The sequence below is a fragment of the Streptomyces sp. NPDC059852 genome (genome assembly GCF_042731455.1).
In the GTDB taxonomy this organism is placed as follows: Bacteria; Actinomycetota; Actinomycetes; order Streptomycetales; family Streptomycetaceae; genus Streptomyces.
The window spans coordinates 1-12,673 of record NZ_JBHWJK010000023.1; the positions used below are offsets into that span (position 1 = coordinate 1).

At 71.4% G+C, this 12,673-nt stretch carries 8 protein-coding genes and 2 pseudogenes; 7 read left to right on the forward strand and 3 right to left on the reverse strand.

Annotated features, from left to right (window positions below; genetic code table 11):
- Window positions 1-410: 410 nt before the first annotated feature.
- On the forward strand, window positions 411-860 hold the full coding sequence (locus tag ACFV46_RS25785; protein ID WP_361935755.1) for a PTS glucose transporter subunit IIA: 450 nt from the start codon (window positions 411-413) through the stop codon (window positions 858-860).
- Window positions 861-946: 86 nt separating this feature from the next.
- A complete protein-coding gene (ptsP, locus tag ACFV46_RS25790; RefSeq protein ID WP_361935757.1) occupies window positions 947-2,617 on the forward strand; it encodes a phosphoenolpyruvate--protein phosphotransferase in 1,671 nt (556 codons plus the stop codon).
- 60 nt (window positions 2,618-2,677) lie between these two features.
- Here ptsP and ACFV46_RS25795 read toward each other — a convergent pair whose 3' ends face one another.
- Window positions 2,678-3,580: a hypothetical protein gene (locus ACFV46_RS25795; RefSeq protein ID WP_385499902.1), complete on the reverse strand. Its 903-nt coding sequence runs from the start codon at window positions 3,578-3,580 to the stop codon at window positions 2,678-2,680.
- Window positions 3,581-3,703: 123 nt separating this feature from the next.
- Window positions 3,704-5,671, reverse strand: a complete 1,968-nt coding sequence (locus ACFV46_RS25800) for an acetoacetate--CoA ligase (RefSeq protein ID WP_385499903.1) — start codon at window positions 5,669-5,671, stop codon at window positions 3,704-3,706.
- 212 nt (window positions 5,672-5,883) lie between these two features.
- On the opposite strand from ACFV46_RS25800, the gene ACFV46_RS25805 reads away from it, so the two are divergent.
- Window positions 5,884-8,259 (forward strand): TIM-barrel domain-containing protein, encoded by a 2,376-nt coding sequence (locus ACFV46_RS25805; RefSeq protein ID WP_385499905.1) that lies wholly within the window; start codon window positions 5,884-5,886, stop codon window positions 8,257-8,259.
- Here ACFV46_RS25805 and ACFV46_RS25810 read toward each other — a convergent pair.
- The gene (locus ACFV46_RS25810) at window positions 8,250-8,786 is read right to left on the reverse strand and encodes an NUDIX domain-containing protein (protein WP_062673420.1); all 537 of its coding nucleotides are present in this window, start codon (window positions 8,784-8,786) and stop codon (window positions 8,250-8,252) included. The two genes, ACFV46_RS25805 and ACFV46_RS25810, sit on opposite strands and share 10 nt — an antisense overlap.
- Window positions 8,787-9,024: 238 nt before the next feature.
- Between ACFV46_RS25810 and ACFV46_RS25815 the strand changes: the two are divergent.
- The 4 genes and pseudogenes from ACFV46_RS25815 (at window position 9,025) to glpK (ending at window position 12,642) form a co-directional block, all read left to right on the forward strand.
- A pseudogene (locus ACFV46_RS25815) lies at window positions 9,025-9,279 on the forward strand (hypothetical protein).
- A pseudogene (locus tag ACFV46_RS25820) lies at window positions 9,276-9,804 on the forward strand (hypothetical protein). Before ACFV46_RS25815 ends, ACFV46_RS25820 begins: the two co-directional pseudogenes overlap by 4 nt.
- Before the next feature lie 578 nt (window positions 9,805-10,382).
- A complete protein-coding gene (locus tag ACFV46_RS25825) occupies window positions 10,383-11,108 on the forward strand; it encodes an MIP/aquaporin family protein (protein ID WP_361935766.1) in 726 nt (241 codons plus the stop codon).
- 22 nt (window positions 11,109-11,130) lie between these two features.
- On the forward strand, window positions 11,131-12,642 hold the full coding sequence (gene glpK / locus ACFV46_RS25830; RefSeq protein WP_385499906.1) for a glycerol kinase GlpK: 1,512 nt from the start codon (window positions 11,131-11,133) through the stop codon (window positions 12,640-12,642).
- The last annotated feature ends 31 nt before the right edge of the window (window positions 12,643-12,673 follow it).

Genomic DNA, 12,673 nt, shown 5'->3' on the forward strand with positions numbered 1-12,673 from the left:
GGCGTTGACTTTTGGCACGCTGTTGAGTTCTCAAGGAACGGACGCTTCCTTTGTACTCACCCTCTCGGGCTTTCCTCCGGGCGCTTCCCTTCGGTGTTCCAAACTCTATCAGTGTTTTTCCGTCCTCCTGACCACCGTTCCGCAGGCATGCAGAAAGGGATCCGAAGATAGGATCTGACAAGTTTGGGTGCTGCCGGGCCACGACGCGCAACGGCGTCGCTCACCCCCAAGCAGGAGTACGACTGTACACGCGGCCGACGAGCGGGTGCAAATCGGTTTGCTGTATGGTCTAGACCACTCTGAAGTGCTCGCGCGGAATCGGCACTTCATGTGACATACCCTGCTCAACAGTGTGCCGTCCCGCACAGGCAGAGACGGCCCTATGGATCTCCACCCCTGGGAGGCTTCCCATGACCACCGTGACGTCCCCGCTCGCCGGACGCGCCGTCGGACTGGCGTCCGTACCGGATCCGGTCTTCTCCGGGGCCATGGTCGGCCCGGGCACCGCGATCGACCCCGTCCGTGAGCCCTCCGAGGCCGTGTCTCCGGTGGACGGAGTCGTCGTCTCGCTTCATCCGCACGCCTTCGTCGTCGTCGACGACCAGGGCCACGGCGTTCTCACCCACCTCGGCATCGACACCGTGCAGCTGAACGGTGAGGGCTTCGAGCTGCTGGTGAGCAAGGGCGACACCGTGGCGCGCGGCCAGGCCGTCGTCCGCTGGGACCCGTCCGCGGTCGAGGCCGCCGGCAAGTCCCCGGTGTGCCCGGTCGTCGCGCTCGAGGCCACCGCCGAGGCGCTGTCCGAGCTCCGTGAGAGCGGCGAAGTGAAGGCCGGCGAGAGTCTCTTCACCTGGAAGTGACATCACCGCCGTCGTACGGCGGCGTACAGGTAGCGATCACAACCACCGCGGCGGCGGGGCCCGCCGCGTCAACGGAGACGGGTGAGATGGAGACAACGCTGCGAGGCGTCGGCGTGAGCCACGGTGTGGCGATCGGCGAGGTACGGCACATGGGGACGGCGGTCCTGGAACCGCCGGCCAAGCAGATCCCGGCGGAGGACGCCGAGCGCGAACAGGGGCGCGCTCGCAAGGCCGTGGAGGCGGTGGCCGCCGATCTGATGGCACGCGGCAACCTGGCGGGCGGCGAGGCCCAGGCGGTGCTCGAGGCGCAGGCCATGATGGCCCAGGACCCCGAGCTGATGGCCGACGTGGAGCGCCGGATCGCCGTCGGCAGCACGGCGGAGCGTGCCGTGTACGACGCCTTCGCCTCGTACCGCGAGCTGCTGGCCGGTGCCGGTGAGTACCTGGCGGGGCGTGTGGCGGACCTCGATGACGTGCGGAACCGTATCGTCGCGCGGCTGCTGGGTGTCCCTATGCCGGGTGTCCCGGACAGTGACGAGCCGTATGTGCTGGTGGCCCGTGATCTCGCTCCGGCCGACACGGCGCTGCTGGACCCGACGCTGGTCCTGGGGTTCGTGACCGAGGAGGGCGGGCCGACCAGCCACAGCGCGATCCTGGCGCGGGCGCTCGGTGTGCCGGCCGTGGTCGCGCTTCCGGGCGCCGGTGAGCTCGCCGAGGGCACGGTCGTCGCGGTGGACGGCAGCACCGGTGACGTCTTCGTGGAGCCGAGTGCGCAGAAGCGGGCCGAGCTGGAGGCCGCGGCCGCCGAGCGCAAGGCCGCGCTGGCCGCTTCGACCGGGCCGGGCGCCACCGCGGACGGGCACAAGGTGCCGCTGCTGGCCAACGTGGGCGGACCGTCCGACGTGCCGGCGGCCGTGGAGGCCGGGGCCGAGGGTGTGGGTCTGTTCCGCACGGAGTTCCTGTTCCTCGACGACAGCAAGCAGGCACCGTCCGAGGAGAAGCAGGTCGCGGCCTACCGCCAGGTGCTGGAGGCCTTCCCGGAGGGTCGGGTCGTCGTCCGTGTCCTGGACGCGGGCGCGGACAAGCCGCTGGATTTCCTGACGCCGGCCGACGAGCCCAACCCGGCGCTGGGTGTGCGTGGGCTGCGGACGCTGCTGGACCACCCGGACGTGCTGCGGACGCAGCTGACGGCGCTGGCCAAGGCTGCCGAGGGTCTGCCGGTGTACCTCGAGGTCATGGCTCCGATGGTGGCCGACCGCGCCGACGCCAAGGCGTTCGCGGACGCGTGCCGTGAGGCGGGGTTGCGGGCCAAGTTCGGCGCGATGGTCGAGATCCCGTCGGCCGCGCTGCGGGCACGGTCCATCCTGCAGGAGGTCGAGTTCCTGTCGCTGGGGACGAACGACCTCGCGCAGTACACGTTCGCCGCGGACCGTCAGGTGGGTGCGGTGTCCCGGCTTCAGGACCCGTGGCAGCCCGCGCTGCTCGACCTGGTCGCGCTGTCCGCCGAGGCGGCGAAGGCCGAGGGCAAGAGCTGTGGCGTGTGCGGTGAGGCGGCGTCGGATCCGCTTCTGGCGTGTGTGCTGACCGGCCTGGGGGTCACCTCCCTGTCGATGGGGTCGGCGTCGATCCCGTACGTCCGGGCGACGCTCGCGAAGTACACGCTGGCCCAGTGCGAGCGTGCGGCCGCGGCGGCGCGTGCGACGGACAGCGCCGACGAGGCGCGGAGCGCCGCTCAGGCCGTGCTGTCGGGCGAGTAGCCGGACGCGTTCGGCGGTGTGCCGGGGCGCTCCACCTGCGGGTGGGGCGCCCCTTTCACGTCAGTGCCGGTGGGCCGGCGGTGCCCCGTCGTCCCCGAGGTCGGGCGGCACGCAGTAGTCGACGCCTGACTCCGGGGAGATGAGGTCGCCGGAGTCCACGTCGGTGCAGTAGGCGTCGAAGACCTCACCGGCCGTGAGAGGGACGAGGCCGTCGCCCTGGTCGGCGCGGAGGCGCCAGCCGTAGACGCGGTCGGTGGTGCCCGGGGCGCTGGTCCTCATGACCAGTCCGCCGGGGCTGCGGGTGGCGAGGCCGAGGGCGAGGACGGTGGTGAACTCCAGCAGTTCGGCCGCGTCGAGGTGGTGGGTGCCGTCGGGCTGCTGGTCTGCGTGGAGGACGGCGAGGAGGGTCTCCGGGGTGCCCGTCACGCTGCACACGAGGTGGCGGTTGCCGGGTGGCGCGGTGTCGAGGACGCGGGTGACGAGGCGGGAGGCGCGGGTGAAGGTCGCACGGCCGATGTCCTCACCGCAGGTGACGCAAGGGCCGAGGCGCGCCAGGAGCATCGCGGCGTACTCCCAGGTGGCCTGCCGGACGGCTTCGTCGACGAGTTCCGGGACCAGCTCCGTGAGCGGGCGGCCGTCGTAGGGGACGGTGGGGCCCGTCGTGGCGAGTTCGGCGGTGAAGCGGGTGCGGCTGGCCGGGGTGTCGGGTTCGAGGCCGGTGCCGGTGCAGAAGGCCGCGTAGTCCTCCGGGTCGAAGAGGGCGATGGTGGTGTGGGTGCCCTGGGCCGCGCGGGTGCGGAGGACGGCTTCGACCTGTTCGAGGTAGGTCGTGTGGTCGTCGAAGGTGAAGCTGCGGTAGCGGCGCATGACCCGGAAGTCGTGTTCGTCGGTGAGCAGGCCGATCGTGCCGGCGATCTCGCGGCGCAGGACGTGTCGCTTGGTGCTGCGGTCGGTGTCCGTCATGGTTTCCCCCTGTGAGCAGTGCAGCGATCAATGCTCACTCACAGTAACCAGAGCCACTGACAACGGGCCCGGGCGTGGCCCGGACTCGCCTGGCGTGCGAAGGGGGTCCGGGCCACGGGCTGGTCAGGCGCGCTTGCGGGCCAGGTCCTCGTAGAAGTGGAGGAGGTCGAGGTTGTCGATGGAGCCCGGGTTGACCGCCTTGTCCAGCGGGGTGCCTTGCATGAGGCGCTTGACAGGGACCTCGATGCGCTTGCCGGTGAGGGTGTGCGGGACGCCGGGGACCTCGATGATCTCGTCCGGGACGTGGCGCGGGGAGAGCTGTTCGCGGATGGTCTGCTTGATGCGGCCGAGCAGGGCGTCGTCGAGGACGGCGCCGGGCGCCAGGTGGACGAACAGGGGCATCCAGTAGCCGCCGTCGGGCTGTTCGATGCCGATGACCAGGGATTCCTTGATCTCGGGCAGCCGCTCCACCGCCTCGTAGATGTCGGCGGATCCCATGCGGACGCCCTGGCGGTTCAGGGTCGAGTCGGAGCGGCCGTGGATGACGACGGAACCGCGTGAGGTGAGGGTGATCCAGTCGCCGTGGCGCCACACGCCGGGGTAGGTGTCGAAGTAGCTGTCGTGGTACCGGGTGCCTTCCGGGTCGTTCCAGAAGTAGACCGGCATGGACGGCATGGGGTTGGTGACGACGAGTTCGCCGACCTCGTCGATGAGGGGCTTGCCGCTGGGGTCCCAGGACTGGAGGTCGGTGCCGAGGCTGGGGGCCTGGAGTTCGCCGATGTGGACGGGCAGGGTGGGGACGGCCCCGGCGAAGCAGGAGCACACGTCCGTGCCGCCGCTGACGGAGGCGATCCACAGGTCGTCGCGGACCTCGTCGTGGAGCCAGCGGAAGCCGTCGGGCGGCAGGGGCGAGCCGGTGGTGGCGACGCATTGGACCTTCGAGAGGTCGAAGTCCCGGCCGGGGTGGACGCCGGCCTTGCGGCAGGCCATGACGTAGGCGGCCGAGGTGCCGTACAGGGTGGCTCCGGTGCGTTCGGCGATCCGCCACTGGGCGCCCGTGTCCGGGTAGCCGGGGCTGCCGTCGTAGAGGACGACCGTGGTGCCGGTGAGGAGGCCGGAGACGAGGAAGTTCCACATCATCCAGCCCGTCGAGGTGTACCAGAAGAACCGGTCGTCGGGGCCGAGGTCGCAGTGCAGGCCGAGCTGCTTGAGGTGTTCGACGAGGATGCCGCCCTGGGACTGGACGATGGCCTTGGGCAGACCGGTGGTGCCGGAGGAGTAGAGCACCCACAGGGGGTGGTCGAAGGGCACCTGCTCGAAGACGGGTTCCTGGTCGCCTGCCGTGAGGGCCGACCAGTCCAGGGCGCCCTCGGGTGCGTCCGTGCCGAGGAGCGGGATGTGCACCACCGCGCGCAGGGTGGGCAGTTCGCGGCGCAGTTCGGCGACGACGTCGCGGCGGTCGTGTTCCTTGCCGCCGTAGCGGTAGCCGTCGACGGTGAACAGGACGACCGGTTCGATCTGCTGGAAGCGGTCCAGGACGCTGCGGGCGCCGAAGTCGGGGGCGCAGGAGGTCCAGACGCCGCCGACGGCGGCGGTGGCGAGGAGGGCGACGACGGCCTGCGGGATGTTCGGGAGGTAGCCGCTGACGCGGTCTCCGGGGCGTACGCCGAGGGCGCGCAGTTCGGCGGCGAGGGAGCCGACCTGGCGGCGCAGCTCGGCCCAGGTGACGGGGCGGGGTTCGTGGGTCTCGTCGACGTGCAGGAGCGCGGGTTCGTCGGCCCGGGTGGCGGCGGCCCGCAGGGCGTGTTCTGCGTAGTTCAGGGTCGCGCCGGGGAACCACTGGGCGCCGGGCATCGAGCGGTCGCCCAGCACGCGCGCGTAGGGGCTGGAGAAACGGACGTCGAACCACTCCGTGACGGCTTTCCAGAAGGTCTCCAGCTCGTCGACCGACCAGCGGTGCAGGGCTGCGTAGCCTCCCTCGGCCGGAGCGCCGTGGTACTCGGCGGCCCAGGCCTGGAACCTGGTGATCTGGGCGTCGGCGATGCGCTGCGGATCTGGCTGCCAGAGCGGCTGGGGGTTCTCGATCGTCATGGGGTGGCTCCCGGACTCTGCGCGTCGTGTGCGTCGGCCGCGCACGGCGGGGGTGTGCGCGTGACGCGGATGACACGGACGATGCCATGTGATCGACTTCGGCACCAGGGTGCGCCCCACATAGTCCGTGTCGTGAAGATGTGGTCCGGGCACGAGTGAACGGCAGTTGAACGACCCCCCGCGTGGGGGGCCTCAATGGCAGGCTGAGCAGCATGAACGGTCGTGACCTGGTGCGTTCGATGAAGGCGGTGGGCGCTGCGGGGGCCGCCCATGTCGTGCGCACCCTGCGGGCGGCGTGGCGTACGCGGCGTGCCGATGCCGCCGGGTTGCCGCCGGGGGGACCCGAGCGCGCCCGCGTGCCGGGCACCGTGCAGGAGGTGCGGCCCGGCCCTGGGGGCGGGGTCATCCGGTTCGGCCGCTCCGAGCTGCGCGTGATCGTCGCGGTGAACGGGGCGGTCTTCTGGGGGTGGGACGGGGCGTCCCCCGAGCCGTCGTACGCGCTCGCGGGGTCCCCTGAGCCGGATGCCCGGGCGGTGCTGGAGCCGGACACGGAGGGCGGCTGGCGGGTGGTGGCCGAGCGCGTGACCGTGGTGATCTCTCGGCACGGCGCGGTGGAGGTGCAGACGCCCGGTGGGGTGCTGGTGCGCCGGGATCAGCCGCCGCGGTGGTGGGAGCCGGTCGGGGGTGGGGTGGCGCGGTGGAGGCAGCGGTCGGAGGTCGCCGCGGACGCCCGGTTCTTCGGGCTGGGCGGGCGGGCGTCGGGGCCGCGTCTGAGGGACGGCACGTACCGGTTGTGGAACACGGACCCGGGCCGTGCGTTCGGGCGAGCCGACGATCCGCTGTACATCACCATGCCGGTGCAGCTGGTGGTGGCGGACGCGGCCGCCCATCTGGTGTTCCACGACACGTCGTGGGACGGCACGGTGACGCTGCGTGAGGGTGAGGAGGGCGCCGGCTCCGGGCACGACCGGCCGGGCGCGAGCGAGCTGCGGATGCAGGGCGGGCCCGTGCGGTGCTGGGTCATGGTGGGCCCCCCCGCGCGCGTGCTGCTCGTCTGGGCGTCGCTCACCGGTGCGCCCACACCGCCTCCCTCGTGGGCTCTGGGGCACCATCACGCGCGGTGGGGCTTCGGCAGTGCGCAAGAGGTGCGCCGGATCGTCTCGGGCTACGTGGAGCGGGGCCTTCCGCTGGACGCGGTCCATCTGGACATCGACCACTACGACGGACACCGGGTGTTCTCGGTCGACCAGGAGGCGTTCGGGAAGCTGCCGGAGCTCGCCGAGGACCTGCGCGGGGACGGCGTACGCCTGGTGTCCGTCGTGGACCCGGCGGTCGCCGCGGAGCCCGGGTACGCCGTGTACGACGGCGGGAGCGCCGAGGACGCGTTCGTGCGGGACGCCGCCGGCCGTGTGGTGCGCGGGGTCGCCTGGCCCGGCGAGGTGGTGTTCCCGGACTTCACACACGCGCGTGCGCGCCGGTGGTGGGGTGCGCTGTACGCGGAGCGGCTCGGGCAGGGCTTCGCGGGGTTCTGGCACGACATGAACGAGCCGACCTCGTTCGCGGCGTTCGGGGAGACGACGCTGCCCCGTTCGGCCCGGCACGCCCTGGAGGGCCGGGGCGGGGACCACCGGGAGGCGCACAACGTGTACGGCCTGAACATGGCCAGGGCCGGCTACGAAGGGCTGCGGGACCTGGCTCCCGAGCAGCGGCCCTTCGTGTTCTCGCGGTCCGGCTGGGCGGGGATGCAGCGCTACGGAGGTGCGTGGTCCGGAGACGTGGCGACGGGATGGCCGGGTTTGCGCGCGTCACTGTCGCTGGTCATGGGGCTCGGTCTGTGCGGGGTGCCGTTCTCGGGGCCCGACGTGGGCGGTTTCGACGGCTCCCCGTCCGCGGAGCTGTATCTGCGCTGGTTCCAGATGGCCGCCTATCTGCCGCTGTTCCGCACCCACGCGAGTCTGCGGGCGGGACGCCGGGAGCCGTGGGAGTTCGGCCCCCCGGTGCTGGAGCACGCGCGCGTGGCGCTCGTCGAGCGTCGCCGGCTGCTGCCGTACTTCGTGACGCTGGCGCATCTGGCCGGGCGCACGGGAGCGCCTTATGTCCGTCCGCTGTGGTGGTCGGCGCCCGACGACCGGCGGCTGCGCGACTGTGAGGACGCCTTTCTGCTCGGTGACTGTCTGCTGGTCGCGCCGGTGCTGGAGCGGGGGGTCGAGCGGCGTACGGTGCGGCTGCCGCGGGGGCGCTGGTACGACACGGCGACGGAGCGGGTCCACGAAGGGCCCGGGGAGGTGTTCGTCGACGCGCCGCTGTCGCGGATCCCCGTACTGGCGCGTTCGGGCGCCGTCGTCCCCGTGCGGGGGGACGACGGCGGGCTGGAGCTGGAGGTGTGGGCTCCCGCCCCCGGGCGGACCGGGGGCGGGCTCGTGGTGCCGGATCCGGGCGACGGCTGGGAGGAGCCGGTGATCGAGCGCTACGTCACCCGCTGGGAGGGCGAGAAGCTGGTCGTCGAGCTGGAGCACGAGGACGGCGCCATCGCGTCGCCCCGTCCGGTGCGGGTGCGCGGGCTCGGCGGGCGCCGGGCTCAGATGTAACGGCCCTCGAAGAACGCCTGGACGGCCAGCGTGTGCAGGGGGAAGGCGAGCTCCTCCGGCCTGCGCAGAAGCTGCCACCCCTCGGTCTCGTCGGTCGCTGCGGAGGCCGGCAGCCGGTCGGCGGGGCGCTCGGGGAGCAGGCCGAAGAGCAGCAGATGCCCGTCGGGCGAGCTCATCGCGTCGACGAGCCGCACGTCGCGCGCGGCGGCGTCGAGGCCGGTCTCCTCCTTGAGTTCGCGGACGACGGCCTGGCGCCAGTCCTCCCGGTCGTCGATGTAGCCGCCGGGCAAGGCGACGCCTCCGCGCGCGGGGGCGATGCTCCGGGTGATGACGACCAGGGCGGTTCCCTTGGTGTCGTACACGGGCTGGAGCGCGATGGCCACGGGCAGCGGGTTGCGGTAGGCCACGGTGCCGCATGCGGAGCAGGTGCGCGGCCAGCCGGAAACGCCCTCTCCGTAGGGCGCGCCGCAGCTCGAACAGTGGGAGTTCGCTGCGGAGTTGGGGTCGGAGTGCTGAGATTCGGACACGCGCGGACTGTATCCGATCAGTGGAAGGCCGTCTTCCGGGGGCCGGGATATGGATGGGCGGGTGGAGATTCGGGGCGCTCGAGGGCCGGAACAGTGCCCTCAGCGACAGGGCAGGCGTCCGGTCCCCTGTCGTTCAGCGGCTGCCTCTGGCACCCTTCTGACGATCCGTCAGACAGGGCGCCGGGAGGGCTCATGCCACGTACGCGTACGCGTACGCCCGTGGTCGCCGGGCTTCCGGCTGCTCGGCACGCGGTGTTCCCTCTGCTCGCCGACCCTCTTCCCTCGCGAGCCAGTACCGGCCTCCGTCACGCTACGTGACCGATCCGGAACTTCCCTGGGCGCCGTGCACGTTGATCGCAGTGGAGCTTCCGGCCGAGCGTCTCGTGGTCCTGGGCAGGCGGCTCCCGGGATCACCGTCGCCGGTGGACTGCACGAGGACACGGAGACGGCCTGGACGACCTGGCAGTGGCGGCCTACGGGGGTGGAGGCATGACGCGGGACGCGGCGGTGCTCGGTGCGGGCATGCGTCCGTCGGGCAAGTGGGGGCGCGGCTTCGTCGAGTACGGCGTGAAGGCGGCCCGCGCGGCGCTCGCGGACGGGGGACTCGAATGGCGGGACGTCGGATCGATCGTCGGCGCGGACACGGTGCGTGGCGGCTACCCGGGGTATGTCGCCGGGGCGACGTTGGGAGGCCGTCCGGATACGGGCGGTGTCCACGGTGACGCCGCGCTTCCCGAACATGTGTCCTTGGCGGAGGTCTACGACGTGTCCACGGCGAGGCCGGGGAGCTGCTGCGGGAGGGGGCGACGGGGCCGGGCGGGCGCATACCGGTGCACACGGGCGGGGGGCTGGCCTCGTTCGGTGAGGCGGTGCCGGAGCAAGCGATCGCTCAGGTGCGCGAGCCGACCTGGCAGTTACGCGGAGTCGCCGGCGGCCAGCACGTCCCCGGCGCCCGAGAGGGCTGGCCGCGAACCGGGGCCTGTTCGGGCACGGGTCCGCGGTGGTCGTCGTGCGGTGAGGGGCCGGACCGCTGTCACCGGTAGGTGGCATGGGCGCGTGGAGCCACGAAGCCCACGGTCAGCCGCACGGGCGGGCGGTGGCGGACCCGGGCAGACGGTGAGATTCTTCTGTCACGAGGTCGACGGAGGCCGTCCGCCCGACCTCATGTGAGCCATGGTCAGTGGCCACTGCCCGGCTCGGCAGGAGCTGGCCTGCCTGTCGGTCCGTGCAGGGCCGCGTCGTTCGTCCCGCACCCGAGCGGGCGTGCCACGGGCCGGATCGGTGACGGTCCGTGAGCCGTCGGCACGTCCCCCAACCGTCGGCGTCCGCGACCTTGACGCCCCCCGGACGCCGGTGAACACTTCCCGGTGTCAGCCGACATCGCCCCATATGTGTCGGCGTATCCACGCAGAGCGCCGCGCGGTTGCGCCCGCATCAGGCCCCTTCCCCTCCGGCGACTCGGTTGCGACGGCACGCTAGTCACGGCCGCCGGGTGGGGCGCGGGACACGCCCCACCTTCGGCTGAAGTCGCCAAGGGAACGCACCCCGCACGGAGAAAACCGGGGCCGATCGTCCCGGCCAGGCCTAGGAGCCGCCATGAGCAATGGAGACATCTTCGTCGGTGAGGTCATAGGCACCGCGATTCTGATCCTGTTCGGCGCCGGAGTGGTCGCCGCCGTCGTCCTCAACTATTCGAAGGCGAAGGACGGCGGCTGGATCGTCATCGCGTTCGGATGGGGTTTCGCCGTCATGGCGGGCGCGTACACCGCGGCCCCGCTGTCCGGTGGGCATCTCAATCCGGCCGTGACCTTGGGAATCGCCATCGACACGGGCGACTGGGACAAGGTCCCCCTGTACATCGCGGGCCAGATGGTGGGCGCGATGCTGGGGGCGGTGCTCTGCTGGCTGGTCTACTTCGCGCAGTTCCAGGCCAACGCCGACAAGGACATCGCACAGCCGACGCTGGGGATCTTCTCCACGGCGCCGGCGATCCGGCATCCCGTGGCGAACCTCATCACCGAGATCATCGCGACGATCGCGCTGGTGCTGCCGATCCTGGCGTTCGGGCTGACCAAGGGACTCGCCCTGTCCGGGACCGGGATCCTGATCGTGTCGTTCCTGGTGGTCGGCATCGGTCTGTCCCTCGGTGGTCCCACGGGATACGCGATCAACCCGGCCCGTGACCTGGGCCCCCGCATCATCCACTTCCTGCTGCCGATCCCCAACAAGGGGTCGTCGGACTGGGGCTACGCGTGGATTCCGGTGGTCGGACCGCTGATCGGCGGGGCGCTGGCGGGACTCATCTTCAACGCAGCTTTCTGACGGATACGACGAAGGGGACGTCATGACGGACAAGTTCGTCGCCGCAATCGATCAGGGCACGACCTCCAGCCGCTGCATCGTCTTCAACCAGGACGGTGCCATCGTCGCCGTCGACCAGCGGGAGCACCGGCAGATCTTCCCGAAGCCCGGCTGGGTGGAGCACGACGCGACCGAGATCTGGTCCAAGGTGCAGGCGGTCGTCGCCGGTGCGATCGCCAAAGCGGGTCTGAAGGCCGACCAGCTCAGCGCGCTCGGCATCACCAACCAGCGCGAGACGACCGTCCTGTGGGACCGCGCGACGGGCAAGCCGGTGCACAACGCCATCGTGTGGCAAGACACGCGCACGGCCGCGCTGTGCGCCCAGCTGGGCGGCGCGGAGGGGCAGGACCGCTTCCGTGAGCAGACCGGACTGCCGCTGGCCAGCTACTTCTCCGGACCCAAGGCGGCCTGGCTGCTGGACAACGTGCCCGGTCTGCGGGACCGGGCCGAGCGCGGGGAGATCGCCTTCGGCACGATCGACTCGTGGTTGATCTACAACCTCACCGGCGGCACCGACGGCGGGAAGCACGTCACCGACGTGACGAACGCCGGGCGCACCATGCTGATGAACCTGCAGACCCTCCAGTGGGATCCGTCGATCCTGTCGGCCATGAACGTGCCGGAGGCGATGCTGCCCGAGATCAAGTCGTCCGCCGAGGTGTACGGCACCGCCGTCGGGCAGCTCGCCGGGGTACCGGTCGCCTCGGCCCTCGGCGACCAGCAGGCCGCCGTGTTCGGACAGGCCTGCTACGACGTGGGCAGCGCGAAGAACACCTACGGCACCGGCAGCTTCCTGCTGCTCAACACGGGCAACCGCCCCGTCCCGTCCAAGAGCGGGCTGCTGACGACGATGGGGTACAAGATCGGCAGCGAGGCCCCGGTGTACTGCCTGGAGGGCGCGATCGCCATCACGGGCGCACTGGTCCAGTGGTTCCGCGACCAGCTCGGCATCATCCGGACCGCCGACGACATCGAGCCGCTGGCGGCCAGCGTCGAGGACAACGGCGGCGCGTACATCGTGCCGGCGTTCTCGGGCCTCTTCGCGCCGTACTGGCGTTCCGACGCGCGCGGTGTCGTCACCGGCCTGACCCGGTACGTCACCAAGGCACATCTGGCCCGCGCCGTCCTGGAGGCGACGAGCTGGCAGACGCGCGAGGTGGTGGACGCCATGGTCCAGGACTCCGGCGTGCACATCACCAGCCTGAAGGTCGACGGCGGCATGACGAAGAACAACCTGCTCATGCAGCACCAGGCCGATGTGCTGGACGTGCCGGTGATCAGGCCGAAGATCTCCGAGACGACCTGCCTGGGCGCCGCATACGCGGCCGGCCTGGCGACCGGTGTGTGGAACGACCTGGACGAGCTCAAGGCGCACTGGGCGAAGGACACCGAGTGGACGCCGTCCATGTCGGCCGAGGAACGCGACCGCGAGTACCACAACTGGCGCAAGGCGGTGGAGAAGAGCTTCGGCTGGGAGGAGGACGGCCAGGGTTAGCCCCTTCGCCGCCGGGACCGGTCCCTCTCCG